This is a genomic window from Agrobacterium tumefaciens (assembly GCF_013318015.2).
Taxonomy (GTDB): domain Bacteria; phylum Pseudomonadota; class Alphaproteobacteria; order Rhizobiales; family Rhizobiaceae; genus Agrobacterium; species Agrobacterium tumefaciens.
Genome location: NZ_CP115842.1, coordinates 117,215 through 142,826, shown reverse-complemented (window position 1 = coordinate 142,826; position 25,612 = coordinate 117,215). Strand labels below are relative to the sequence as shown.

General features: G+C 56.4%; 20 protein-coding genes. 7 read left to right on the top strand and 13 right to left on the bottom strand.

The features are described 5' to 3' along the window. Window positions 1–23: 23 nt before the first annotated feature. On the bottom strand, window positions 24–1,139 hold the full coding sequence (locus G6L97_RS14260; protein WP_211391348.1) for an MFS transporter: 1,116 nt from the start codon (window positions 1,137–1,139) through the stop codon (window positions 24–26). A 464-nt stretch (window positions 1,140–1,603) separates the two neighbouring features. Here G6L97_RS14260 and G6L97_RS14255 point away from each other — a divergent pair, with 464 nt between their 5' ends. After that, window positions 1,604–2,665, top strand: coding sequence for an alpha/beta hydrolase (locus G6L97_RS14255; protein ID WP_112959720.1), 1,062 nt, complete (start codon window positions 1,604–1,606; stop codon window positions 2,663–2,665). Between the two features lie 115 nt (window positions 2,666–2,780). Beyond that, window positions 2,781–3,674, top strand: a complete 894-nt coding sequence (locus G6L97_RS14250) for a LysR family transcriptional regulator (RefSeq protein ID WP_013761305.1) — start codon at window positions 2,781–2,783, stop codon at window positions 3,672–3,674. Window positions 3,675–3,772: 98 nt separating this feature from the next. Here the strand turns inward: G6L97_RS14250 and G6L97_RS14245 are convergent, their stop codons facing one another. Then, complete coding sequence (locus G6L97_RS14245; protein WP_236773625.1) at window positions 3,773–5,134, bottom strand: class I SAM-dependent methyltransferase; 1,362 nt, start codon at window positions 5,132–5,134, stop codon at window positions 3,773–3,775. A 42-nt stretch (window positions 5,135–5,176) separates the two neighbouring features. Between G6L97_RS14245 and gmd the strand changes: the two genes are divergently transcribed. The 4 genes from gmd to G6L97_RS14225 all read left to right on the top strand — a co-directional run bounded on the left by gmd (window position 5,177) and on the right by G6L97_RS14225 (window position 11,303). After that, window positions 5,177–6,247 carry a GDP-mannose 4,6-dehydratase gene (gene gmd, locus G6L97_RS14240; protein WP_019566379.1) on the top strand — a complete coding sequence of 357 codons (1,071 nt, stop codon included), beginning with the start codon at window positions 5,177–5,179 and terminating at the stop codon, window positions 6,245–6,247. After that, window positions 6,231–7,226 (top strand): GDP-L-fucose synthase family protein, encoded by a 996-nt coding sequence (locus tag G6L97_RS14235; protein WP_019566378.1) that lies wholly within the window; start codon window positions 6,231–6,233, stop codon window positions 7,224–7,226. Before gmd ends, G6L97_RS14235 begins: the two co-directional genes overlap by 17 nt. 266 nt (window positions 7,227–7,492) lie before the next feature. Continuing rightward, window positions 7,493–8,866: an ISNCY family transposase gene (locus tag G6L97_RS14230; RefSeq protein ID WP_174004810.1), complete on the top strand. Its 1,374-nt coding sequence runs from the start codon at window positions 7,493–7,495 to the stop codon at window positions 8,864–8,866. A gap of 238 nt (window positions 8,867–9,104) precedes the next feature. Continuing rightward, window positions 9,105–11,303 (top strand): glycoside hydrolase family 28 protein, encoded by a 2,199-nt coding sequence (locus G6L97_RS14225; protein ID WP_236773620.1) that lies wholly within the window; start codon window positions 9,105–9,107, stop codon window positions 11,301–11,303. Between the two features lie 540 nt (window positions 11,304–11,843). On the opposite strand, the gene G6L97_RS14220 is transcribed toward G6L97_RS14225, so the two are convergent. The 7 genes from G6L97_RS14220 to G6L97_RS14190 form a co-directional block, all read right to left on the bottom strand. Further along, complete coding sequence (locus tag G6L97_RS14220) at window positions 11,844–12,140, bottom strand: hypothetical protein (RefSeq protein WP_060642727.1); 297 nt, start codon at window positions 12,138–12,140, stop codon at window positions 11,844–11,846. 224 nt (window positions 12,141–12,364) lie between these two features. Continuing rightward, window positions 12,365–13,624 carry a polysaccharide biosynthesis/export family protein gene (locus G6L97_RS14215; RefSeq protein ID WP_060642728.1) on the bottom strand — a complete coding sequence of 420 codons (1,260 nt, stop codon included), beginning with the start codon at window positions 13,622–13,624 and terminating at the stop codon, window positions 12,365–12,367. A gap of 3 nt (window positions 13,625–13,627) precedes the next feature. Beyond that, window positions 13,628–15,790 carry a GumC family protein gene (locus G6L97_RS14210; RefSeq protein ID WP_111789124.1) on the bottom strand — a complete coding sequence of 721 codons (2,163 nt, stop codon included), beginning with the start codon at window positions 15,788–15,790 and terminating at the stop codon, window positions 13,628–13,630. Window positions 15,791–15,844: 54 nt separating this feature from the next. Continuing rightward, a complete protein-coding gene (locus G6L97_RS14205; RefSeq protein WP_060642730.1) occupies window positions 15,845–16,555 on the bottom strand; it encodes a helix-turn-helix transcriptional regulator in 711 nt (236 codons plus the stop codon). 86 nt (window positions 16,556–16,641) lie between these two features. After that, a complete protein-coding gene (locus G6L97_RS14200) occupies window positions 16,642–17,295 on the bottom strand; it encodes a PIG-L deacetylase family protein (protein ID WP_026330955.1) in 654 nt (217 codons plus the stop codon). After that, the gene (locus G6L97_RS14195) at window positions 17,292–18,104 is read right to left on the bottom strand and encodes a glucose-1-phosphate cytidylyltransferase (protein ID WP_062599811.1); all 813 of its coding nucleotides are present in this window, start codon (window positions 18,102–18,104) and stop codon (window positions 17,292–17,294) included. The genes G6L97_RS14200 and G6L97_RS14195 overlap by 4 nt, the downstream gene beginning before the upstream one ends. Further along, complete coding sequence (locus G6L97_RS14190) at window positions 18,101–19,393, bottom strand: class I SAM-dependent methyltransferase (RefSeq protein WP_062599810.1); 1,293 nt, start codon at window positions 19,391–19,393, stop codon at window positions 18,101–18,103. The genes G6L97_RS14195 and G6L97_RS14190 overlap by 4 nt, the downstream gene beginning before the upstream one ends. A gap of 307 nt (window positions 19,394–19,700) precedes the next feature. Between G6L97_RS14190 and rfbC the strand changes: the two genes are divergently transcribed. Then, a complete protein-coding gene (gene rfbC / locus G6L97_RS14185; protein WP_062599809.1) occupies window positions 19,701–20,228 on the top strand; it encodes a dTDP-4-dehydrorhamnose 3,5-epimerase in 528 nt (175 codons plus the stop codon). A gap of 4 nt (window positions 20,229–20,232) precedes the next feature. Here the strand turns inward: rfbC and G6L97_RS14180 are convergent, their stop codons facing one another. From G6L97_RS14180 to G6L97_RS14165, 4 genes are all read right to left on the bottom strand, one after another. Next, window positions 20,233–21,576 carry a DUF4910 domain-containing protein gene (locus G6L97_RS14180; RefSeq protein WP_174003093.1) on the bottom strand — a complete coding sequence of 448 codons (1,344 nt, stop codon included), beginning with the start codon at window positions 21,574–21,576 and terminating at the stop codon, window positions 20,233–20,235. 13 nt (window positions 21,577–21,589) lie between these two features. Continuing rightward, a complete protein-coding gene (locus G6L97_RS14175) occupies window positions 21,590–22,660 on the bottom strand; it encodes an NAD-dependent epimerase/dehydratase family protein (RefSeq protein WP_003517624.1) in 1,071 nt (356 codons plus the stop codon). 117 nt (window positions 22,661–22,777) lie between these two features. Then, a complete protein-coding gene (locus G6L97_RS14170; RefSeq protein WP_174003090.1) occupies window positions 22,778–24,181 on the bottom strand; it encodes a glutamate-1-semialdehyde 2,1-aminomutase in 1,404 nt (467 codons plus the stop codon). A gap of 214 nt (window positions 24,182–24,395) precedes the next feature. Further along, window positions 24,396–25,253, bottom strand: a complete 858-nt coding sequence (locus G6L97_RS14165; protein WP_236742499.1) for a LuxR C-terminal-related transcriptional regulator — start codon at window positions 25,251–25,253, stop codon at window positions 24,396–24,398. Window positions 25,254–25,612 lie beyond the last annotated feature (359 nt).

Sequence of the window (25,612 nt, the reverse complement as noted above, 5' to 3'; positions counted from 1 at the left end):
GAATGCTCTCATGCCGAACTGCTTTACGAGGATATTCTCGATGATTTGAATGCCAGCGCTGACGCGGCCAGGAGCAGACCTGCGCTTGCCAGGAAAGTCATGCGGTAGCCGGATGCGTCGTAGAGAAATCCGCCCACTATCGCACCGGCTGATATCGCAAGCTGGATGACCGCAACCATGAGACCACCTCCGGCTTCCGCATCCTGCGGCAGTGAGCGGGCGAGCCACGCCCACCAACCCACTGGCGCTGCGGTGGCGATCATTCCCCAGACCGCAAGCGCTATCGCCGCGACAGGGAGACTGTTGCCGAAGGCAACAAGTATCACGGCCGTCACCGCCATCAGAGCCGGGATGACGATCAGAACGCGATACAGGCGGTTGGCGAGAAAGTAACCGATAAGGCTGGTGCCAACGATACCGGCAACGCCGATGCCCAGAAGAATGAAGGTGAGTACCGAGATATCTACTCGTGTCACAGTTTCGAGAAACGGGCGGACATAGGTGAACAGCGTGAACTGGCCCATGAAGAAGACCGAGACCGATGCCATGCCGATAGCGATCAAAGGACGGTTCAGTAGCCTGAATGCATTCTTTGACGTTTTCCCGGGGAGGGGCTTCATGGAAGGGAGGCTTGCCAGCTGCCACAGGAATGCGATCGCCGCGACGGGGACGACAGTGAAGAAGGCACCTCGCCAACCGATGATCGATCCGAGAAACGCGCCGAGCGGAGGAGCAACGACAGTTGCCAGCGCGTTACCGCTGTTAAAGATTGCAAGCGCTCGGGGAACGAGATGCTCCGGTACAAGACGCATGGCGGTCGCCACCGATATGGACCAGAACCCACCGATCACTATCCCGATGAGCGCGCGCCCGACCATGAATATTTCATAGTTCGGTGCGATCGCCACGGTCACGCCAGAAAGGGCCATCAATGCCGTCAGGGCAAGCAGCAGCAGCTTACGGTCCCACTCTCCCGCGAGATACGAGACAAAGAGGCTCGTGACGACGGCGAAAGCGCCGGAGATCGCGATCGAATGTCCGGCCGATCCTTCGCTGATGCGCAGTTCCTCCGCGATCGGCGTCAGCAGGCTGAGAGGCATGAATTCAGACGCGATCAGGGCGAAAACGCAGAGCGTCATCGCCAACACACCGCCCCAATTTGCGGATCGGGATCTGGCTTCCCCTGTGGAAATTGTAGTTTCTATGGACATGGTACGGCAGCTTTTCTTGACTATTTCTTCAGCGGTCTTCCGCTGCTGATGGGAGGCAGCGAGGTGAACATAAGTCATGAAGCATCTTGCAATTAGCCGCCTGTCACGGGATGCAGTCATGAACGATGCTCATCAAAGGGTCTTGTTTAGCCGCGCCCGGCCTGCTTGCGCGTTATCCACGTCGATGCAAGGGCTCGGTTCATTCATGAATATCGCTCATGACGGCATGCCTTCGCCGCGGTCTAATCTCGCGACAATCTCCGATCTATCTTTTGAGCGACGCTGCTGCATCACCCCTCAAAGCAGCCCACCGGCCGCTCGTCACGGCAACGACAATGGAGAGTGAAGTGAGCAATCAGAACGAAAACGCTTCTACGGGAGAGGGCCTAGACATGGGCCGCCGCGGCCTTCTCAAGATTACGGGCGTCGGCATCGCCGCGATTGGCGCGGCGTCAGTGATGGCGGTTTCGAAGGCAGAGGCGCAAACATTGAAGATGACGCAGGACTGGGACAAGGTTTTTCCGAAGAGCGAGAAGGTCGATCACCAGAAGGTCTCGTTCAAAAACCGTTATGGCATCACCCTGGCGGCCGACCTCTACATGCCCAAAACCCGCAACAGCGTCGGAAACCCCGCAATCGTGGTGAGTGGACCGTTTGGCGCGGTCAAGGAACAATCGTCCGGCCTTTACGCACAGACGATGGCCGAACGCGGTTTCGTCACTCTGGCATTCGATCCTTCCTATACAGGTGAGAGCGGCGGCGAACCGCGCAATATCGCGTCTCCCGACATCAACACCGAGGATTTCAGCGCGGCTGTGGACTACATCGGCCTGCGTCCCGAAGTCGATCGCGAACGGATCGGCGTCATCGGTGTCTGCGGCTGGGGTGGCATGGCGCTCAATGCCGTGGCGTCGGACAAGCGTGTGAAGGCCGTGGTTGCCAGCACCATGTACGATATGACCCGCGTCATGTCCAAGGGCTACAACGACAGCGTCACGCTGGAGCAGCGCGCGGCGACCCTGGAACAGTTGAGCCGCCAGCGGTGGGTCGATGCGGAAAAGGGTACACCTGCCTATCAGGCGGCCTACAACGCGGAAGTCGGACCCGACGCGCCGCAGTTCATGGTCGATTATCACGACTACTACTCGACACCACGCGGCTATCATAAGCGGGCGGTCAACTCCCGTAACGCCTGGTCGCAGACAACGCCAATTTCGTTCATGAACATGCCGATCCTGAGCTACATCGCGGAAATTTCGCCGCGCCCGGTTCTATTCATTCATGGCGAGAAGGCCCATTCTCTCTATTTCGCGGAGACCGCGTATGCAGCGGCGGCCGAACCGAAGGAACTCCATGTCATTCCCGGCGCCAGCCACACGGACCTCTATGACAAGATGGATGTGATCCCCTTCACCAAGCTCGCCAGCTTCTTTGAGCAGCACCTGTCGGCTTGATACGTCCTGCAGTGACGTAACAGCTCAGGAGCCCGCCCGAAGCGGGCTCTTTTTCTGTTAGTGCGACATGAGCATTATGCCATAATCAACAGGTCTGGATGCAGGAGGCTCATGAATGGCACGCGATACCGTCAACGATCTTGCAGCTTTCATTGCTGTTGCCCGAGAACAGAGCTTTACCCGGGCTGCGGCGAAGCTGGGCGTATCGCAGTCAGCATTGAGCCACACACTTCGCCAGCTTGAAGCCAGGTTGGGCGTGCGTCTCCTGATGCGGACGACCAGAGCGGTTTCGCCGACGGAGGCGGGCGAACGGCTGCTAAACGGGATCGGTCCACATTTCGACGAGATCGAAGCGCATGTCGACGCGTTGAACGAACTGAGGGAAAAGCCGGCGGGAACGATCCGTATCGTCGCCGCCGAGTACGCGATCACCTATGTCCTCTGGCCCAAACTCAGGAAATTTTTGCCTCAATATCCCGACATCAAGGTCGAGCTGATCCTCGACAACGGACTGACCGACATCGTGACGGAGCGTTATGATGCGGGGGTGCGTATGGGCGAACATCTCGCGAAAGACATGATCTCCGCAAGGATCGGTCCCGACTTTTGTCTCGCTGTCGTCGGATCGCCCGCCTACTTCAAGAACCGACCACACCCGAGGCATCCCAAGGACCTGGTCGGCCATGATTGCATCAACTTCCGGCTGCCGAGTGCCGGCGGCCTTTATGTATGGGAGTTCGAGGACAAGGGCCGCGAGATCAAGATCAAGGTCGATGGCCAGCTCGCCTTCAACAACAGTTTCAATTCGCTGGAAGCCGCGCTTGACGGCTTCGGGCTTGCCTACATCCCGGAGGAAATGATCCTTCCTTATGTCGCAGACGGCCGGCTGGTTCGCGTGCTGCAGAAATATTCCCCGCCCTGGGACGGCTATTACCTCTATTACCCCAGCCGTCGCCAGGCATCACCGGCGTTCGTCAGGGTTTTAGAGGCCCTGCGATATCGGGTTTGACGGGCATTGGCGGTCCCCGTTTGGATGTCCCCAACCCAGAACGATCCATGTCCGACTTTCGTCTTCTCCGCGCTCGCTCCGGCTGACGAGTCTTGATCCTAGATCAGCAGATAGCTGGCTTCTGAAATGCGTTGAACAATTGCTTGTCCCGCAAGGACGATAATGTCGCCCTCCATCGGTTGATGAGGCCGCAGCAAGTGTTTGTCGATCGTCACCAGGAAGGGCGATGAATGCCGTTCGCCTGGCGAAATAGAAATGTAAGACCAGCGATGCCAGGCAAATGGCATGGTGGCGAGGGCCATTCCCAGCAATCCTTTGAGGCGCATCGACCATGTTGACGAGGACTTGGCGTGGCGAGCAGCATCGGTTGCAACGGCACCGTCGACACTACGCTGTTGGTTCCAGGCTGTCTGGCCATGGTTGATCTTCCATGCCTCGGGGTCATCGTTTGCCAGATCGATCCTCGATTTTACCGGCTCGGCGATCAGCGCGACGTTCGGACTGAGCAAGCGTGGAACAAAAGAAAACGGCAGGCTGCGGATTTCGCGCAGGGGCGCGTTGACGCGGATGAGCTGCGCCAGACACCGCCAGTCGAAGCCCTGATGTGACGTATGGTGCGCGGGCACCCGGTCCAGCCGGTATAAGCCTGCCCAAAAAGTCTCTTTCAGATTGCCGGATTGCCGGTTGTAGCCCATGAGGGCCGAACCCCAGTTCTTGATCCATACGGCTGGACCGACTTCGACGGGTACCGTAACCAGGAAAATGCGGGGACGAACGATCGCGCAGACGTGCTCGATGACACGGACGGTGCGGTTGAGGTGGATATGTTCAAGCGTTTCAAGCGCGATGACGATGTCGGCCTCGATCGTTTCGTAAAGGCTTTCGTCGGTGGCGTCGCCGACGATGAAACGGCAGTTTTCGTAGTTGCTGTAGCGATTGCGCGCGGCCTCGATGAAGATTGGATCGTAGTCGATACCGACGTAATCAACGTCGAATTTTTCCAGAATATGTCCGACCGCGGTTCCGGGGCCGCAGCCGATATCCAGTATTCTGACCTTCCGATTGCCGACGTCCTTCTGCACTGTTTCGAGGACCTCGAGCAGCTTTCGATAGCGGCCTGCATGCAGAAAGCGCGTCAGCCAGTTGAAGTTCTGCATTTTTTCGTAAGTCGTCGCGAACGTACCCATCCAATCCGCCTCCATGAACCGTAGATGATGTCGTCTCGCGCTCCCTGTTATCGTAAAGATCGTGCGCGACCCGGCGTTGTATTTTTGAAGTCTGGCACGGCCTGCGTGACCTGCAACTCGACCAAAAGGCTTAAGTCGGAAGCGGGGATACCCACCCTGCCTCCTCTTAAAGGCAGATGTCGACGTGGTGGACGGTGAATCAGCCAGTTCTGACCGGCCGTCCTCTCCCTTTTGGTATGCTGCCGATGCGCAGGGCCTCGTTATACCTTTCAAGGAGGCGCCATCCGGGGCCGGAACCGCTGGGAGATGTGGTGGATGGTAGACAAGAGAGCCTTGATTATCGGCGTAACCGGGCAGGACGGCGCTTATCTCAGTGAATTGCTGCTTGCCAAGGGATATATCGTGCACGGCCTGAAAAGGCGGTCCTCTTCATTCAATACCGGCCGGATCGATCATCTTTATCAAGATCCCTTCGAGGAAAACCTTCGCTTTCGTCTTCACTTCGGTGACCTGACGGACGCCACGAACCTGTGCCGGGTCATTCAGGAGGTCCAGCCCGACGAGATCTACAATCTCGGCGCCCAAAGCCATGTCCAGGTCAGCTTCGAGACGCCGGAATATACTGCAAATGCGGATGCGCTTGGCACGCTGAGGCTGCTGGAGGCCATGCGCATTCTGAACCTCGGAGACCGTTGCCGGTTTTATCAGGCGTCCACATCGGAGCTGTTCGGGGGGATGGGCACTGTTGCTCAGCACGAGGGTACGCCGTTCTATCCGAGAAGCCCCTATGCTGCGGCAAAACTCTACGCATACTGGATGACGGTCAATTACCGGGAAAGTTACGGCTTTCACGCATCCAACGGCATTCTCTTCAACCATGAGAGCCCCATTCGCGGGGAGACATTCGTCACGCGGAAAATCACGCGCGGCGTTGCCGCCATCGAACGCGGTCTCATGAGCAAGCTGCGTCTTGGTAATCTCGACGCAAAGAGGGATTGGGGGCATGCGCGCGATTATGTTGAAGGCATGTGGCGCATCGTGCAGCAGGAAATACCCGAGGACTATGTGCTCGCAACCGGCGAGGCACATACGGTGCGGGAATTCGTTGAGCTTGCTTTCGGCGTGGTCGGCAAGACCATCGAGTGGAACGGCGATGGCAGTGACGAAGTGGGATACGACGCCAAAACCGGCAATACGATCATCGAAATCGATCCAAGATATTTTCGTCCCGCGGAAGTGGATTTTCTTCTCGGCGACCCCAGCAAGGCGCGCAGGAAACTCAACTGGAGCCACTCGACTTCCTTTTGCGACCTCGTTCAGGAAATGGTCGAAGCGGATCTTCGCCTCGTGATGTTGGAAGAGGGAAGAAATGAATTCGTCGCATAAATCGCAAGAAATCCCGTTCAGCTTGAATGGCAAGCGCGTCTGGGTTGCCGGCCATACCGGAATGGTCGGCTCGGCACTCGTGCGACGTCTCCAGCGCGAAAATTGCGAAATTCTCAAAGTCTCTCGCAGCGAGCTCGATCTGACCCGACAGTACGAGACGGAGCAATGGATGGCGGCGGCAAGACCTGAGGTCATTTTTGTCGCTGCCGCCAAGGTTGGAGGCATCGCAGCAAATGCGGCCTATCCGGCGGACTTTCTTTACACCAATACGCTAATTTCGATGAATATCATGAAATCGGCTGCCGATATCGGTGTTGAAAAGCTTCTCTGGATGGGATCTAGCTGCATCTACCCGAAATTCGCAGCGCAGCCGATCACGGAAAATTCCCTTTTGACAGGCCCTTTGGAGCCAACCAACGAGGCCTACGCGATTGCGAAGATCGCGGCGCTCAAGCTTTCCCAATTCTACTCCAGTCAGTACGGCCTGAATTGCGTCTCCGTCATGCCGACAAATATTTACGGGCTGAACGACAATTTCGATCCGCAAAGCTCACACGTCATTCCTGCGATGATCAGGAGAATGCATGAAGCGAAAATCAGCGGCCAGAACAAGATTGTACTATGGGGTACGGGCAGTCCTCTGCGTGAGTTTCTCCATGTGGACGATCTGGCGGATGCCTGTTGCTTCCTCATGAAATCATCGGCGCATTTTCCGTTGATCAACATCGGCTCGGGGCGGGAGATATCCATCCGCAATCTCGCTCATCTGATTGCAGGCATCGTCGGCTACGATGGGCAGATCGTTTTTGACACCAGCAAACCGGATGGAGCCCCCAGAAAGCTGCTAGACTGCTCGCGGCTCAACGCGCTTGGCTGGAACTCGACGGTCGAACTCAGATACGGAATTCAGGATTTGTATGAGTGGTGGCGACAACCGAAGTCGTTGCAATCGGATATGTTACGACAAGCGGCAAGATGAGATCGCCAAATGCCCTGATATTATCGATTTTGCTTGCCGCCCTTGTGCTCGCATTTTCGGGTCTCTCGTCTGCCGGGCAGCCTGCGGTGCGGGGAGGGCAAGAGCAAGCCAGCCAACCTGATCCACGGCAGTTCGGTTTCCCGATACCTGTTCCAGAACCACGATTGCCGGATGATGCGGATGTAGCCGCAAAGTTAAAGTGTCCTGTTTCTGCAAAGTTGGAATGTCACACTCCCCGGGTCTGATTGGCATCTGGGAGATTGCAGATGGGATTGATAGCGATGAGCGAGCGCGATCTGCAGCGGATCGAGGTTTTGTCGAAGGTTGTTTCCGGGCGGATGACGACGGTGTCTGCGGCGCATGTTCTTGATCTGAGTGAGCGCCAGGTGCGTCGGCTGCTGGACCGAATACGGAGTGGCGGCGCTGCGTCGATCCGGCACAAGGCGATCGGCCGGCCGTCCAACAACCGGATCAGTGACGGGGTTCGTGATTATGCGGTGGCGCTGGTTCGGGAACGTTATGCGGATTTTGGGCCGACATTGGCGACGGAGAAGCTGGCTGAGCGCGATGGCTTGTCTGTGTCGCGCGAGACGGTGCGCAACTGGATGGTCGATGCTGGCATTTGGCTGTCGCGCAAGCAGCGCCGGACGTTTCATCGGCCACGGTTGCGACGCGAGGCCTATGGCGAACTGGTGCAGATTGATGGGTCGGAGCATCGTTGGTTTGAGGATCGCGGACCACCCTGCTCACTGCTGGTGTTCGTTGATGACGCGACCGGCAAGCTGATGCAATTGCGCTTTGTGCGGTCCGAAAGTGCCTTCACTTACTTCGAGGCATTGGAGCTCTATCTCCAGTGCCACGGCGCGCCGATTGCCTTTTATTCCGACAAACATTCGGTGTTTCGGGTGGCAAAGAAGGATGCCAGAGGTGGTCAGGGCATGACGCAGTTCGGGCGAGCGCTTTGCGAGCTAAATATAGAAATTCTCTGTGCAAATTCGAGCCAGGCCAAAGGTCGCGTTGAGCGGATGAACCGGACGCTTCAGGACCGTCTGGTCAAGGAATTGCGGTTGGCTGGCATCGACAGCATGGAGGCTGGCAATGCTTTTTTGCCCGGCTTTATGGAGGACTACAACGCCCGTTTTGCGGTTTGCCCTGCCCGATCCGAGGATTTGCATCGACCGATGAACCTGGCGTCGGATCGATTGAAAGAGATCCTCTGCAAGCGAGAACAGCGTTATGTCGGATCGCAGCTGACATTTTCCTATGAGCGACAGCGGATCATGCTGGAAGAAAGCGACGTCACGCGTGGCCTTGTTGGCAAATATGTCGAGACCTACGCCTATGCCGATGGCCGAATGGATGTGCGCTGGAAAGGGCATTACCTGCCCTACACGGTGTTTGCCAAGGATCAGCGGGTGACGCATGCGGCGATCACCGAGAACAAGCGGCTCGGCGATGTTTTGGCCTATATCAAAGAACGCCAGGACGCGCAGGCAAAACCTGAGGTGAAGAGCAACAGCGACAAGAATGGTTATGTCAAACGCGTTCGTGGACCCGGTCGCCGCAAAGACTTCACCAACGATCCGGCTGTAATTTCGCGGCGAAAGAAGGCGCTGTCGCGGCAGCAGGCTGCTGAGTGAGGCGTCTCAACGCTAAAGCCGAAGAGGTGTGTTTACCACCAGCCCCGATCTGATCTTGCAATCGGGATCAGCCGCTCAGATCGGGGCTGATCGGACATTTCTACTTTGCAAACCGGCGGACATTTCAACTCTCCCGCCACATGCGGATGCCTTCAATCCACCTTGGACAGAGGTAGGCGGCAAGGGGCCGGCAATCGCGGAAATTTCGAGAACGGCGGGCCCTGGCGAGGTTGTCTCGATGACCGGTGTCGATCTCGATGGACGAACGGGTTTCGAAGTCTTTTCGCAACACCCCGGTGCCGCGGAGGGCGTGGTGACCCCGTTGGCGCCGCTGACGGCTGACGCGACGGCGGCGACGCTGCTGCTGCCAGCCACGCTTCCCTCATGGTCCACCTACCTGATCAGACCCCAGCGGGGCACTGTTCAAGGGCGCAGCTTCGCAATCAATCGCACGGAAAGCTGGTGGATCGGGCCCGATGCTGCAGCGCCGGGAGCCATCGTCTCGGTCTATGGACGCAACCTTTCGCGGTCCAACGGGACCAGCCAATCCTATCTCTATATCAAGCCGGTCGCTGTTGCCGGGTCGTATGTTCCGGCAATCTCCGTCAACCCCTTCAAGGTCGATTTCGAGGTGCCGGCTCTGCCACCGGGTAACTATGAAGTTTGGGTTCACAATACGCATGGCGGCCGCTTCGGCTGGAGCGGTCCGCTGACACTTGTCGTCCTGTCGCAATCGCCATGGGTGGCGCAGGATAAAAAGCGCATCGATGCCAGGCAGTTCGGTGCAACGGGCGATGGCATGACCGACGACACCGCAGCCATTTTGCGCGCGCTCGACGCCGCGGCCGCAACGGCGCCATCGGTTTTGTATTTCCCCGCCGGGATTTATCTCGTGACAAAGCCTTTGATTGCGCCCGCCAATGTGGCGTGGTTCGGGGAAGGGGTGAACAAAACGGAGATCAGGCTGAACCACGGGATTGATCAGAGCATGGTTGTCGTTAATGGCGACGGCACCCGGTTCGGAAACCTGACCCTCAATGCCAACCGCAACATTGCAGGTAAACCTCTTCTTGCTTTGCGCAACACCAAAAACATACGGCTGGATTCCGTACGTATCGACGCCTGGGGCGTGCCGGCGTTCGATGCCCAGGACACCGTAGGTCTTTTTGTGCATGCGTCCGAGCTGATCGAGAACGGATCCTTTTACGGCGCGAGCCGGCAGGTGTTTTTCTCCAACAATCGGTTTCGGATGACGGGTTACGGCGAATCCGTCGTCGCGCTATGGGGTGGGCGCGATTTCGCCATGACGGGCAACGAGCTGACAAATGCGGATGAAAGCCGCGACGACGGTCATGGCATCGGACGTTTTTTTGTTGGCCAGGCGCATTTCGGGAGCATGCGAAACCTCTATTTTGAGAAAAACATCTCGCGAAACGCCGCGCCCCACGACTGCGCCAAGGTCGATTGCAACAAGGGCGAACAGATCTGCTTCGAGATCGTCGGGAGCAAGCTTAAGAACGATTTCGTCCGCGCTTCCTCGAACTCGGTTACCTTCAAGTCCCTGTCGGATCTGGGGGATGCCGCGCCGGGCGGTTTCGATCTCGTCATCGTTGGCGGGCGAGGTGCCGGGCAGCACCGTCACATCGCGTCGACGGGCGGTTCTGTCGTTCTGCTCGAGCAACCCTGGAATGTCGTGCCGGATCGAACGAGCCGTTTTGCTCTGGCAGCGACCGCATCGAGAGCCGTGATATACGATAATGTGTTCGATGGCAGGTCAAGCTATGCGGAGCATGATTCCGATTCCACCGGCGTTCTTCTCTACGGCAACGTCTACGACGTGGTGGTCGACAGCAACCGCATCTCTCAGATGCGACACGGCATGATGACGGTTGCGCTGGACTCGACGCGGGGACTTAGCCCGTATTTCCTGCAATATTCCAACAACAGTGTGACACGCAGCAACAGCGGCCTCTATGTCGGCACGACATTCGCGGATTCCGGGGTTGCCGGCATCTGGGGCGGTCTGGGGAATATTTATCGCAGGAACAGGTTCACAGATATCGCCTATATCGGCGTCGAATATGAAACCTGGAACCATCCCGGCTCCGACTATAATGGGACGGTCTTTGATGGAAATACCTTCGCCAACGTCCGTTACGGCTTCGTAGATGCCTACAAACTCATGTGGACGCACGACGGCAGCTTCAAGGCCGGACCGGACGAACGCTCAAGGCGGATCAACACGGTGCTCTACGACAATCATTTTACCCGAGGAACGCCAGGGCCCGTTCAAAGTGCGGGTTTCGTGACGATGCATCCGCAGAACAGCTGGGTAAATGTCGGCTCTACATGGAGCGGCTTTGCAATGGGAAACGGGGGCCCTAAGGCCGGCACCGTTAAATCGTCCTCCAATGCTGCAAGGCCAACACCTGATTGAACCAGAGTCCATTCCTGCGAAAATCCCGGCAAACTACCTCTAATGACGTATCTGCGGTGAATTGACGAGCTGCCGGAAAGTGGCGAATATGGCTCAATAAATCAAGGCCATGCGATACCACGGGCCATTGAAATTCAGGCTCGGCGGTTTTCATTTCAGGCGAGGGGACCGACGGATCGTTCGTTACTCTATGAGTGGCGAGCGGTCTGTGGTTCCGTTTGACTGGGGTGACATTCCTGCAAATTTCAATCTGAACCCGTCGACACAAGAAGATTTGCGCGGCGCTGGTGACGGCATGTGCAGAACGCAAATAGGCTCGCCCGGTTGAACGAGCGAGCCCTCCCAGTTACCAGATAACCCCGGTAACCAGGGACCCGCCAAAGTATCAGGGGGCGACGGGTAACTCTTACAAACCGCTTTTATCGCTTCTGTTCAATCTGGCTATAAGCGGTAGAATCCACATCCATCCATCTGATGTCTGCCAAATTTTCGCGCTTTGGGTAACGGCAAAAGGATAAAAGCGTTAGAGTTTGAGAGACGTCACTTGGCCGGTCCGGTTTCCGTCGCCATATTGAGCCAGGCCCGGACGTCGGTCGCCGTGATCCAGATCTGTCCATCGAACGCAAACATTCCCTTCTCGATTTTGGATGTCGCTATCGTCGCAAACACATCGACGAATTGCGCCAGACGTTGCGCATCGCACTGCGGTGGGGACTGAATGTCGTTCAGGGCATCTTGCGTCACATGGACGGGCTGCAGCCCTCTTTCGCCGTTCATGATGATGACGGCACGCTGCCTGACCATGTGATAACCAACCGGAACGATCGCAGATTCCATCTCCGTCTCCCCCGACACTTGTGCCGATTATTTCTGTTCTCTGGAGGAAGTAAGGAGCCTACCGATCGGAACGTCGGCAAACCCTTTTGATCGGTGCGGTTCCTACAAGACTGTTGGAGTGCACTATTCAGGATAGCAAATTGCGACTTGGCGCTATAGTTCTCCAAAAGCGGTAGCTGCTTTACAGGGCCGCTCAAACGAGGGCATCAGAGACGCTCGTCTCTCTAGTTGACGCTTCCTGTGACGACGGCTGCCGAAACCGGATCTCTGCCGGATACCGACAGGCGGACACGGACGACGTCCCCCGCGCGGACCTGCGTATGCTCGTCCGCAGCGATTTCGCTATATGTGCCTGCAACCTGACGCACGATGAAGAATTTGGTTTGGATCATGTCCTCGAGGCTGGAAACCCGCCGCGCCGTCGAGCCGATCTCGGCCATGGATTGAAGGCTGAAGGCCAGCTTTTTCTTCAGACGCATAATGTCCAGGGAGGTCTCCCGCAATTCGGTCGCGGCGTCATTATGCCTTTTGCTCTTCAGCTCCAGAATACGCCGCTCCACCTCGCTCTTGTTTTGTTGCGCGCGCGCCAGGAACGATGTTGATTCCAGCACCTGCTGGTTCATGGATAGCAGTTCGCGCTTGCGCTCTCTCAGGGCTGACTCTGAGGCTGCGCCGCGTGTGACAAGTTCCTTCGAGGCGTTCACGTCCATGTCGAGCAACTCAAGTTGCTGGCTGCGCATGACGTTGCTTTTCTGAAGCGTGTCTATTTCCTGAATGAAGTTCTGTCGTTGGACCTCGAGATTGGTCTTTTCGTCCTGCTGCGCCGAGAGGCGAAGGCGAAACAGACTTGTTTCAGATGAGACGATCTTCTCCAACGCGGTGCGATCCCGGACAAGTCCGATTTCATCGCCCCTATATTCGAATTCGGTGTCGTTCAGTTCCGCTTCCAGCCGGACGCGCCGGATATCCTGCGACAGGAGTTGCATCGACATATCTTCATATTCCTGCTGGGCAGCGATCAACTGTATGCCCGAGGTATCCCTCTGCGCATTCGACTCGCGCAATCCCCCGCCGAGTGCGAAGAGTTCAAGCACGATCATGCCGGGACGGTATTCATATTTTCCCGGCTTCTGGACGTCACCGACAACGAAGATCGGAGCATATTCCTTGACCGCGACGGCAACGGAGCGGTTTGCCACATGGCTTGCCAGATCGCGGCTGATCCGCGCACCGATTTCGTTCACCGTCTGGTCGACCACGTTGACGTTGCCAAGAAGCGGATAACCGATCGTTCCATCTGCACTGACTGGGAAGAGGCCGGTCAGGCCCGGGTCGCCATAGACGGAGATCGTCAAGACGTCGCCGGTAGCGACCTTGTAGTTGGTGCCATCTGCAGCGGCCGGTAATTGGCAAACGGCCAGAGACAGAAAGGTGGTGCTGGCCATCATCAGGGAAAAGCCCTTGGACCTTGTCACGAAGCGCATGTTTCACCTCTCGCTATGGACGACAGCCGGGGGGCGCAGACTGGTCGCCCGTTTCCGCAGCTTGAAATGAGTATTCCAGTCCCGGAAAATCCTCGGCCAGACCGGGGGTTGACGCTTTCTCGGGCGTCGTATTCCGTTGAGGATGATGCCCGTGATCGGCCGGCCCGCGACCCGCAGCTTGATGACGGCGTTTTTCATGCCCGTGCCATCGGCGACGTCCTGTCGGACTACAAAGGATACGGCGTCAGACAGACTGGCGATCCGCAAAAGGTCGAGGTCATGGGCAACGGATGGGGCCTCGATCAATACTAGTTCGTATCGCTGTCTCGCCTCTGCAATCAGGCCGGCGAAGCGCTTGCTTCCAAGAACAAGATTTGGCGGCAGGTCGCTTTTCTCGGCGACGATGATGTCGACCCCGGAGACCTGATCGCGTTGTATGACGTCGTCCAGGGACACCTCGCGGCTGACCGCCTGGGCAACATGCGACGTCGATCCCACATCGAATTCCGCTCCGAGAGCCGGGTTTCGCAGATTGGCATCGATCAGCAGCAGCTTCACGCCGCTCATCGCAAGAGATCTGGCAAGGTTGGCAATCACGAACGTCTTGCCTTCTCCATCGGCCGAAGAGGTGAAGGCGATCACTTTGGCCTTGCTCTCGGCTAACTGTATGTGGGTCTGCAGGTCGGCAAACGCGCTGTAGAAGTCCGCCGCGCCGCTGCTGAATTTCCCGGGCTTGTTCTGGAACTCTCCGAAGGAAATGCGCGGAATGCGCCCGATGACATTAAGTGCGGTTTTCTGTTGAAGAGACGTGATGGAGCCAACGGACCGGTCCGTAAAATTCAGGATGAAAGCCGTTGCCAAACCGGTGCTGCAGCCCAGAAGAAGCGCAATCAGGCCCCAGAGACCCTCGTCAGGACTGGTGGGCTTACGGGACGGCATGGCGCTCGATATGATCCGCGCCTCGGCAGTTGCGATACCGTCCTGTTCGATGGTCTGCTTATAGCGTGCGAGGTATGTCTCGTAGATCGAGCGGTTCGCTGCTGCTTCCCGGTCAAGTTGCCCGGATTGAACCATTGCCATATCCGTCGTGGAAATGGCGCGTTGCACATCATTGAGGCTGGCCTCGACTTCCTGCCGCTGTTTTTCGTTGACCTCGATCTCGTTGCGCAAGGCAGCGATGATCTGCGCGATCTCTGAATCGATCTGCTTGTTGAGTGAACTGAGCTGGGAGGATAACTGCGGCCGGTCCGGACTCATGACGGCGCCGCTTTCATCGATCTGTGCGATGGCTCTGATGACCCTCGCCTGCTCGGCCCTTAAAAGCTGGATTGTTGGTGAGGACAGAACTTCGGTGATCCCGAGCCCATCGCCGCTTTTCTGCAGTTCGAGCGCTGTGGCCAGGCGCGCCCTTGACCCCGCCAGTTTGGCCTGTAGCGTCGTCAGCTCGACGTTCAGACTTGAAAGACGCTGCGACTGCAGCGGAAGACCACCAGTGTCTATCAATCCGGATTTCTCGCGAAATTGCGACGCCTGGCGTTCGGACTCCTCGAGTTCCGTCCGCAGACTGACCAGCCGCTCCCCGAGCCATGCGCTGACACGCCGGGTTGCGGTTGTCTGGAGATCGATCTGATAGTCGATATACGCTTCCCCGAACGCATTCGCGACTTTCGCGGCAAGCGCCGGATCGCCGGCATAATAGGAAATGTAAATTGTATACGACCGGCCATCATTCATCACACGAACGTTGGTCATGAGGTTATCGATCATTTTCGATGTCTCTGCGTCGTTGCCAAGCACGGTCGCGTCGGTGGTCGCCCGGTCTGATTTGGTTTGCCGCCCTTCGAACAGTCGATCTTTCTGCAGGATGACAAGAACCCGTTCGGCCATGGACCTCGACCCGATGATATCGAGTTCGGTTCGAAGCACCGGGCTTTCCTGAGGCAGTGGAGAGACAACGGATTCGGTGGGGAGTGCTTGAAGCTTGCGGACATCAAGTGCAAGGGTCGCCTCGGCCTTGTATCGGATCGGGGTTCGCGCATAGCCGATTGCCGCGATTGTGAAACTGGCGAGAAAACAGATGAAGACGGCTCTGCGCCGCTCCCGCAGGATGGATATGAAGCGGGAAATACCTTCCTGCTCACCCGGAGATGATGACGACTGGATCATGACGGTTCCTGCTGTGAGCGGAGCATTCGGTAGCGGTCGGTGAGTGGCGTGTGCTTAGCGCTCGTACGCCATGTCGCCGATCTTGCAGGCAACTTCAGTGCGGTTGGTTGCCCCAAGCTTCTTCATGATGTTGCGGATATGTACCTTGATGGTGCTTTCGCAAAGGTTCAGCTCCAGAGCGATATCCTTGTTGGCCTTTCCGCACCGCAGGGCCTCCGCGATAGCCGATTGACGGCTTGTAAATTTCATCGGCGGTATGGCGGCGTGTGCCGTCAGGCCGAACAGACTTTTCATGTTCATGACGCTGCTGGCCGGTATGAAACGGCCGCCCGCGATTGCAAGACTGATCGCCTGGACGCAGACATCGACGCTGACGGAACTCGATATATACCCGCGCACGCCAAGAGCGATCGTATCGAGGATAGTATTGATATCCTGATCGTCGGAGAGCACGACGACGGCGGCCGGCGAAACCGCAGCGACAATCTCCGCAAGCTCGCTGTTTGTCTCTGCCGACGGACCAGGCCAGGCACTGACCAGAACTGCCGCAGGCATGCCGATTTCCGCGCGTGCCTGTTGCCATTCGCCGAGATTGGAGAAGGTCAGGATGCGCCGGTCCGCATATTGATAGTTGAGACTATGGGCGAGGCATTCCCGCTCGAGCATGCGACGATCTATGATGCCGATATAGCCAGCCGCACTTGATGCGGCCTGCGGATGCGGTGCGCCTTCCGGTGGGTTCTCGGAGATGTGGTTATGGATCATGACGAAAATGCCCCCTGTATTGTTTTTGGTTTCTTTTAATTTCCGAAAAACGTCGATTTCGTAACGTCAACAGGCTTTCGCCTGTTTCAGGCGAACGTCAGCTTTCTGACGGTAAAGGCTTCCGCAAAACGTGTAGGCGCACGGCATTCCATTCCCCGCAGCCGCGCCAAGCCGCGAAAGGTATCTGCGTCAAACCAGTCCTTGGATCTCTGTGTTCCAAAGTGCTGCAAGAGAAGCTCGACCTTCATGTTCATCGCGTCTTCGCTCAACGGCACATAGGCATTTCGCCTGCCGAAATCGCCGTCCCATTTCGGGATTTCGTATTCCATGATCAGGTGATTTCTGAAGATGTTGGATGTGAGCCTGTTGATTTCGCGGTGATCCTGATGCGCGTCCTCGCGACTATGTGTGAATATGACGTCAGGGCTGACTTTGTCGCGCAATGTCAGCAGCCATGACTTGATCTCGCGGCTTTGCGAGGGAAAGTAGCTGTCCTGAAACGATGCGAGCTCAATCGAGTAGGATGCTGCTTTTGCAAGAAAAGCTTCGGCGGAACTGCGCGCCTCCAGGGCCCGCTCGTTGCCGGCACTGAGGACGCACCAATAGACATCAAGCAACACGCCCTTTGAAAGCAGGCTGAGGACGGTGCCTCCGACGCCGATCTCAATGTCGTCGGAGTGAGCTCCTAGACAAAGGATCGACAGGCGATCACCGGCGGAGGCGAGGGACATGTTTTTCATGGCAGCAGTTTCGTGTTTGACGACTTGCGTGCCATTGATCCATCGTCTCCAATCCATGGCATGTCACCACGCTCGACCATCGCCTCCAACGTCTGCCAGTCGCGCAGCGTATCCATTGACCGCCAGAAACCCTCATGTTTGTAGGCCATCAATTTGTCTTCAGAAATCAACCTCGAGAACGGTTCCAGCACGAGTTCTTCACCCTCGCGCATGTAGTCGAAAATTTCCGGCCGCATCAGGAAGTAGCCGCCGTTGATCCACATATCGGATGTTTCCGACGACCGAAATTCCCGGACCCTTCCGCTCTCGTCGATTTCCGCCAGGTGGTAGGTGAGGGGCGGTCTGACAGCCAGAAAGCAGGCGAGCTTGTCGCTCTTTTCGAATTGGGCAATCATGTCGTCGAGATCGACGTCGGTCAGGCCGTCGCTATAATTGGCAAGGAACATCTTCTCGCCCTTGAGATGATGACGTACGGCCCAGAGGCGCTCGCCTATATTGCGCCATATCCCGGTATCGATCAGGGATACGCGCCATTCTCTCGGCAATTCCTCGAGCAACTCCACGCGTCCGGGGCTCGATATGACGCAATCGGCATAGCTTTCCGGCCGGCTGTTCAGAAAGAATTCTTTTATGACATGCGCCTTGTAGCCAAGGCAGAGGATGAAGTCCTCATGTCCGAAACGGGCGTAATATTGCATGACATGCCGCATGATCGGTTGAGACCCGAGCGGGATCAGCGGTTTCGGGACGCTTTCAGAATATTCCCTGATGCGGGTACCCCTGCCGCCGCAGAACAAGACGACCTTCATTGTGCCAACTCCTTCGGATCAATGATGGATATGTCAGGAATTGGAACGATGAATTTCCCGCCCCAGTTTCTGATGTCGTTCATTTGTGCAACGATCTCAGTCTTCAGGTTCCAGGGGAGAATGAGAACGTAGTCCGGTTTTATGCGCTGGATTTCGCTGACGGGCCGGATCGGGATATGCATTCCCGGTGTGAGGCGACCATGTTTGTAAGGATTGCGATCTACTGCAAAATCGATGAAATCGGTGCCGATACCGCAATAATTCAGCAGAGTGTTGCCCTTTCCCGGTGCGCCATAGGCGCAGATCGATTTGCGCATCTCCTTGAGGCGGATGAGGAAAGACAGGAGGTTTCGCTTGGTCTGGCGCACGGCTTCGGAGAATGCCGTATAGGTCTCGATCTTGTCGAGCCCGGCGTTCAACTCCCGTGCCAGAAGGCTATCCACGCGGGCTTCACGCGGAAAATTGCCGTCTTCGTGCGAGAAAAAGACCCGCAGCGAACCGCCATGTGTGGGGATCTCTTCGACATCGAAAACCTTGAGCCCATGACGGCGGGCCATTTTTTCTATGGTCAGCAATGAGAAGTAGGAAAAGTGCTCGTGATAGATCGTATCGAACTGGTTCTCCTCGATTAGCTTTTCTATATGCGGGAACTCGAGGGTGATGACGCCATCAGGCTTGAGCAAGGCTTTCATGCCGGCAACGAAATCGTTGATATCAGGCACCTGTGCGAGGACATTGTTGCCGATGATGAGATCGGCCTTTTGTCCCCTGGCCGCCATATCGGTCGCTAGAGCCTCGTTGAAAAATTCCGTGAGTGTCGGAATACCTTTCCCGATCGCCACCTTTGCGACGTTGACCGCTGGTTCAATTCCAAGCATCGGAATGTTGCTGGTCAGGAAGTGCTGCAGCAGGTAACCGTCGTTGCTGGCAAGTTCGACAACGAAACTGGATTCGCCAAGCGCGAAGCGCTCGATGACCATGTCGCAATACCGTTTCGCGTGAGCGACCCAACTGTCCGAGAACGAGGAGAAATACGCGTACTCCGTGAAAATATTCTCGGGCGCCACATATTCCTGAAGCTGGACGAGGAAGCATTCGTCGCAAACGAATGCATGGAGCGGATAGAATGGCTCGACGTCGTTGGCTGCATCAGCTGCGACGAAGCTTTCGCAGGGCGGAGACATTCCAAGATCAACGAAGGTATGCACCAATGGCGAGCTGCAGAGACGGCAAAGCCCGACGTGATGCGTCGAGCTCAATCTTGCAGAAAAAACTGCCTCATTATTCATCTGACGCCCCCTGATTTCATCACAGTGTCTTTGAGTGAATTCCAGAAAATTCTTTTATTAACTGGAAAAAATACTATGGATCGGGGTGGGTGACGATACTGCATTCGGCTCGAAAACGTCATCCATAAGCCGTAGGTTGATATGATAATCCGCTAAAATGCGCTTCCGGCGGCTGGTTTCCGCAACCGAAAGGGTGACTTATTTGCCAGCCCGCCTTCAAGGTATGGTGCTGCCTATGGGTGTATTCCGGAGCCGCTGAAATGGCGGAGAATTCTTCTTGAATACGGGGTTGCATCAGGAGCGCCGAATGCTGTTTGAGAAGACGAAAATCGAAGGGCTTTGGGTAGTCAGTACGGTGCCTGTGCGGGACAGTCGCGGCTCTTTTGCCAGGACGTTCTGCAAGCGCGAATTTGAGAGCAACGCGCTGGTATCGGACTTCAGTCAGCACAGCCTTTCTCTATCGAAGCTTAAACACACCGTTCGAGGGCTGCATTTCCAGCGGCCGCCGCATCAGGAGACAAAGCTGGTTTCCTGCGTCAAAGGATCGATATGGGATGTCGCCGTCGATCTGCGCCGCGGCTCGCCGACCTATCTGCAATGGGTTGGCATGGTGTTGTCGGCCGACAATGGCGCGCAGTTCTACATTCCCGAGGGTTTTGCACACGGCTTCCAGTCGCTCAGCGACGACGTTGCTGTGTCCTATTTGATTTCGGCGCCCTATGCCGAGGCAAGTGCGGCGGGGATCCGTTATGACGCGCCCGCGATAGGTGTAGAATGGCCTGCGCCGCCCTCGGTCATATCGGAAAAGGACCTCGGTTGGCCCGCTTTGCAATGAAGGTCTAGCGCGTCAGGAAACCGAGGTTCGAGACAAGGCCCGCCTCGAGCAGCCTGCCGGCAGCGCTCGCAATATCGACAAACGGCATTTTAGACCTTTCGGCGATATCCAGTAGCGAGTTGGTTCCATCGCCGAGGTTGAGTATCCATAGATAGGCCATGGTACGGTCGTCATTCGTCTTATGGCCGCCTATCGCAGGGAAAAGCCCGTATTTCCCTAGCTGTGGCTCACCCTTGGGCCGAAGGTTCAACGGCGTCCAGTTGTCTTCGAGAGCATCGATCATGTCCATGATCATCCAAAAGGATGAGTCGAGATGTTTGGGCTCGATGAAGTCGAGATTGTCGGCCGAGGTGTGATATTCGGGAAAGGTTCCGAAAGTGCTTCTCTGCAGCAGTCCAACCGGCAGGTTGAAGCCCGGCGAACAGAATTGGCGCTCGTCATAGCCGTAGGGAATGAAGTCGGCGATTGCCAGATGTTTGCGATCCTCTCCGCAGCGGGTGCAGGCGGCGATCCGGTCGATCAGTGCATCTCCCCTGCGGCTGCGCTTGTAGTTCGGCCCGCCCCCGTCACCAATGCAAGAAACCACAAGACCATGCGCAATGTTCGATATCCCGTCTTCGTTCTGCGCAAGCCATGACAGGGAGCCGATCGTTCCGGGTGCGAAGACGAACCTGTAGCTGTAATATGTGGACCTGCTTTTCAGGCCTGCAGCAAGACACGTTAGCAATGCCAGGCCGGAACAATTGTCGTTTGCGAGCGACGGGTGACAGATATGCGCGAAGAGAAGCACCTCTTTGGTGCTTTGTCCGATATGCAGATATTCGCCGTAATACAGATTGCCTGACACCTTTTCGGTGTCGATGACGACTTCATAGTCGCCTTCCTCTAGCTTGAGGAATTCATGATGCGACATGCAAAAGCCCCAGGCATCCGTGTAATAGGCTGTTTTGTAAGGAATGAGATCGGGTTGTGCCGGCAAGGTGTAGATATGCGCTTGCAGTTCGGCCAGCGGCATCACGCGACGTTGAGGGATGCTGTAGCTCATGAGATGCAGGTTCGACATTTGAAAATCGATTACCTTGCGTCCCGCCGCGTTCTTCACATAGGCGTCCCGGACGGTCCATTCCTGGGGCACCGTCCAGTCGAAAACCCGCGTCCCGCTAGGGACGGCGCGCTGCTCGATATCGATATAGTCTTTAAGGATATCGATGGTGTCACACACGCCTTTGCCGGTGATGCTGCGACAGATCGGAAAGAGGCGGGAAGCCAGATCATGAATAGTCTGGCCGATACCTGCCTCTCTCCATGCATCGCCTGTCAGCTTTGCACCAGGCTCCATCTTGCCCATCCGGGCCTCCTGTTTAAACCGATGCTGCAATATCGGCGTTCTGGCGCGGCGCGGCCATGGGGCGGCGCAGGTTGATGTCGATATCCTTGTCGCCGATCAGCTTCTGGAGTTGGCCGATCCGCTGATAGTGCGGTCCCTCGAATTCGGCCATTGTCAGGCCGGCGCTCTTGTAGGCCCGGTAGAGTTGCTCGGCACCTGCGGCGGCCGTCCATGTCGGTTTAAACGCCGGAAGCGCGCGGGCGATCTTGCCAAAATCGACGCGGTACGAACGGGTATCGGGGCTTGCATCGCTCGCATATTGCAGCCGGCATCCGGGCACCGTGAGAGCGACGATTTCGGCAATCTCCCGGATCTGATAGTTGTGCGCATCCTGTCCGACGTTGAAAGCCTGATTGTGTATGGCATCGGTCGGCGCTTCGAGCGCAGCCAGAAAGGCGCGCGAAATATCCTCGATGTGAACGATTGGGCGCCATGGCGATCCGTCGGATTTCAGGAGGATCAGTCCTTCCGTCACCGCCCAAGCGGTCAGGTTGTTGAGGACGATATCGAAACGCAGCATGGGCGAAAGGCCATATGCTGTTGCCGGACGCATATAGACCGGTGAGAAGCCGGGGCTCGCAAGGCTTGCAATCTCCCGCTCCGCCAAGACCTTCGACGTGCCGTAGGCCGATACCGGCTTCAGCTCGGCCGTCTCGTTGACCAGTCCTTCGCCAGCGGCGCCGTAGTTGCTGCACGACGAGGCGAAGATGAAACGCTTGACGCCTGCCTGCTTTGCGGCTCGCGCTGCCCGAACGCTGCCGCGGTAATTGATCTCATAGGTAATTTCCGGATTGAGATTGCTCAGCGGATCGTTGGACAGCGCCGCAAGATGAATGACAGCGTCGAAACCTTCCATATCCGAAGGCTGGATATCGCGGATGTCCTTGCAGACGCCGGGGACCTGCGGCAAAGGTCCGCCTGGAACATAAGCGCAGCGATGGTAGAATTCAGTGTCATAGCCGTGTACTTCGTGACCCGCCTTGCGCAGGATGGGTACCATGACGGAGCCGATGTATCCGCGATGCCCGGTGACTAGAACGTGCATGAAATTTCCCCTCAAAATCTATTTTCGATCGCAACGAGCGTATCTTTTCAGGCTAGATCGATGCACCGCGCAAAGCGGCTGTATCGATAATGCGAACGGTCTAGGTGCCCCTGCCGGTTAAGGCTTTCGGATGCTTTCCGATAATTCGGGCATGTCGGCCATGACCAACCCATGGCTGGCCTGATGCTGCGCGTTGCCGTTGAAACGCCGGAAGACGACATCGGATGGGCGTCCTGTCAGGAATTTGTCGACGCCGTATTCCAGCGCTTTACGGTAGACGACGAGCGCTCCATCGATGGCGTCAAGCGTTTTGGCTATATCCTCGTCCTCATGCGTGTAGCTTACAACGAGAGACGGTGCGAGAAGGCCGCGACGGATGGTTTCCTGCAGAAACAGCGAGCGAAAAGCCTGAGACGGCTTTCCGGTCTGGTCCAGCGTGAAGTAGCTGAGGCAGGCAGAATGGCCCTGGATGCCGAAGTAGGAATCGAGCCCGTGCGCAATTGCGATCTGGCTGATGGCGGCGCGCAGCGAATTTCCCTGTCGGACCAGATGTGGGACCACGGGTTCCTGCGTGTAAACCTTCATGGTTGCGATGGCCGCCGCCATCGCATGCGTTTCCGCGCCATGCGTCGTCGAAAGCAGGAAGACGCGGGGGGCATCGGTTTGATCGATACCGCCTCGTTCCATGAACTCACGCTTGCCGGCAAGTGCGGAAATCGAAAAGCCATTCCCCAGCGCCTTGCCGAAACAGGATAGATCGGGGACGATATCGTATGTCTTCTGCGCGCCACCCGCATCCCAGCGGAAGCCGGTGATCATTTCGTCGAGAATGAAAAGCGCGCCGTTTTCGTGGCAAAGATTCTGGAGTTTGTGAAGAAACTGGTCCCGAGGCGGATCACCGCGCGACGGCTCCAGGATGAAGGCGGCTATGCGGCCTGGAAAACGGTCAAACAGACTGCGCGCACTGGCCAGATCATTATAGCTGAAGCCAAGGACCAGATTCTGGATCGCCTGAGGAATGCCCGCATTCATCTCCGTTGTTCCGATGAACCAGTCGTCGGTGGAGAAAAAGGGGTGGTCGCTGCAGCGCGCGATCAGGTCGCGGCCGGTAACAGCCCGCGCAAGTCGTATCGCAGCGGATGTCGCATCGGAACCGTTCTTGCAGAATTTGACCATTTCGGCCGTCTGGATCGTATCGAGAAAGGTCGATGCGCAATCCACCTCGATCTTTGACGGGCGCGTGAAATTGCAGCCGCGGTATAGTTCCGCACGCGCAGCCTCTACGACGTCGGCATAGGCATGGCCAAGGCCGACAGCCCTATTGCCCATACCGTACTCGATATATTCATTTCCATCGACATCCCAGACATGACAGCCATATCCCCTTTCAATGAAGCCGGGAGACAGGACAGGGTACTGGTCGTCACCCTTTGCATAGGTATGTGCGCCGCCCGGTATGATGTTGCGGGAGCGCAGGCGCAGTCGATCCGAGTTTTCGAAATTTTCGACGATAGTTTGCATGGCGAAATCCCGGGTCCATATGTCCAATGACCAGAGATTACCGTATCCGGCCCGGTGGCCGTCACCCCGTCTTTATGCTTGGAATGCTAGCCGAAAGGCTTAGAGGAGATGTACAATCTTCTTGTCATAATCGTTCCGATGCGTTTGCATCTTGCGGGGCCCGACACCCGCAGGCAATTATGGATTTACAACAGGTCCACTGCACGACACATGACTAGTTTTTGAAGAGATCGGATATTTTAAAGATCACTTCCGTTCTGTTTTTGGCGTCGACTTTCTTCATGATATTGCGAATATGTACCTTTACGGTGCTTTCACGAAGATTGAGTTCATAGGCTATGATCTTGTTTGGCTTGCCTTGCGTCAAGGCGTTGATGACATCGACCTCACGTTGGGTGAACATGGCCGTGCGCTGACGTTCCTTGTCTTCCGCAACCACGAGCAACTGCCTGAGATCGCTCAGATTTTCAGCTGATACGAAAGCGCCGCCCGCCAATGCAAGTGAGATGGCGCCCACGCACACCGCCAACCCTATCGACGAGGAGATGTACCCGCGAACTCCCGCGTCGAACGCCCTCATGACCTGACGCAGATCGCGGTTTTCCGCAAGAATGACGACTGGCAGATAAGGGAAATCGGCGATGAATTCCCGCAACTCGTGAAGGGAAACGTCATCGCAAAAATCGCTGCGACCGACATTGACCAGGATGCCGCTATGCTGGCCGTTTGGAGCATGTCTCCAGTCGTCGAGTGATGAAAACAACTCGACTTCCATATCAAGGCCGTATGCGATCAGGCTCTGAGCCAGACACTCACGGTCGAGCGCGCGGTCGTCGATGATCGCCAGCTTTCTAACCGAAGTTTCCATAGGTTTCGAATGCGCAACCACATGGAAATTTGATGAGAATTGGCTATGTCCGTTGTTAGGAACTGATGTCAGCATGTTATGTCCTATCCGCGCTAAAGATTGCTTTGCGAACCTGCCTGGCTTGGCAGAGACGCAACCGAAGAGTTTCTTTCTACGAGCCGGCACAACGGACGTCGGAGGTAATTCAACCCGGAACGTCGTCATCAATCTGGAACTTCGGAAGAGATGATCTGAATTGCGGTCTGGATTTTTCGGAATTTAATGTCGGCCAGAAAGCAATAGACGTGGCACTACCCGAATTTCTACTCCGGCATCCTACAATGGAGTATCTCAACTGGAAAAGGCTCGGAAATTACTCACTTTTGATTGAGATTTCGAGACGGTGTTCAATCTGGCATGACGTAAAAATGCCAGCAGGCGCACGAGAACCGGTGAAATGGAATTTCGGTCACACCAACGTCATTCTTCGCGGGCCGCGTCTAATTATATTGGATGAATTATAATATTTGCTGGATTGATTTATCATCAACCTTTGTTGCTCTTGTTTTTGATGTCGGCAACCT

Excerpts from the sequence above, each read along its gene's own strand:
- gmd (WP_019566379.1), top strand. The coding sequence starts at position 5,177 with ATGGTAGACAAGAGAGCCTTGATTATCGGCGTAACCGGGCAGGACGGC.
- G6L97_RS14205 (WP_060642730.1), bottom strand. The coding sequence starts at position 16,555 with ATGATCCATAACCACATCTCCGAGAACCCACCGGAAGGCGCACCGCAT.
- G6L97_RS14170 (WP_174003090.1), bottom strand. The coding sequence starts at position 24,181 with ATGCAAACTATCGTCGAAAATTTCGAAAACTCGGATCGACTGCGCCTG.
- G6L97_RS14255 (WP_112959720.1), top strand. The coding sequence starts at position 1,604 with ATGGGCCGCCGCGGCCTTCTCAAGATTACGGGCGTCGGCATCGCCGCG.
- rfbC (WP_062599809.1), top strand. The coding sequence starts at position 19,701 with ATGCTGTTTGAGAAGACGAAAATCGAAGGGCTTTGGGTAGTCAGTACG.
- G6L97_RS14190 (WP_062599810.1), bottom strand. The coding sequence starts at position 19,393 with ATGAATAATGAGGCAGTTTTTTCTGCAAGATTGAGCTCGACGCATCAC.
- G6L97_RS14235 (WP_019566378.1), top strand. The coding sequence starts at position 6,231 with ATGAATTCGTCGCATAAATCGCAAGAAATCCCGTTCAGCTTGAATGGC.
- G6L97_RS14165 (WP_236742499.1), bottom strand. The coding sequence starts at position 25,253 with ATGACGACGTTCCGGGTTGAATTACCTCCGACGTCCGTTGTGCCGGCT.
- G6L97_RS14225 (WP_236773620.1), top strand. The coding sequence starts at position 9,105 with ATGACCGGTGTCGATCTCGATGGACGAACGGGTTTCGAAGTCTTTTCG.
- G6L97_RS14180 (WP_174003093.1), bottom strand. The coding sequence starts at position 21,576 with ATGGGCAAGATGGAGCCTGGTGCAAAGCTGACAGGCGATGCATGGAGA.
- G6L97_RS14175 (WP_003517624.1), bottom strand. The coding sequence starts at position 22,660 with ATGCACGTTCTAGTCACCGGGCATCGCGGATACATCGGCTCCGTCATG.
- G6L97_RS14215 (WP_060642728.1), bottom strand. The coding sequence starts at position 13,624 with ATGCGCTTCGTGACAAGGTCCAAGGGCTTTTCCCTGATGATGGCCAGC.
- G6L97_RS14220 (WP_060642727.1), bottom strand. The coding sequence starts at position 12,140 with ATGGAATCTGCGATCGTTCCGGTTGGTTATCACATGGTCAGGCAGCGT.
- G6L97_RS14230 (WP_174004810.1), top strand. The coding sequence starts at position 7,493 with ATGGGATTGATAGCGATGAGCGAGCGCGATCTGCAGCGGATCGAGGTT.
- G6L97_RS14195 (WP_062599811.1), bottom strand. The coding sequence starts at position 18,104 with ATGAAGGTCGTCTTGTTCTGCGGCGGCAGGGGTACCCGCATCAGGGAA.
- G6L97_RS14210 (WP_111789124.1), bottom strand. The coding sequence starts at position 15,790 with ATGATCCAGTCGTCATCATCTCCGGGTGAGCAGGAAGGTATTTCCCGC.
- G6L97_RS14260 (WP_211391348.1), bottom strand. The coding sequence starts at position 1,139 with ATGACGCTCTGCGTTTTCGCCCTGATCGCGTCTGAATTCATGCCTCTC.
- G6L97_RS14200 (WP_026330955.1), bottom strand. The coding sequence starts at position 17,295 with ATGAAAAACATGTCCCTCGCCTCCGCCGGTGATCGCCTGTCGATCCTT.
- G6L97_RS14250 (WP_013761305.1), top strand. The coding sequence starts at position 2,781 with ATGGCACGCGATACCGTCAACGATCTTGCAGCTTTCATTGCTGTTGCC.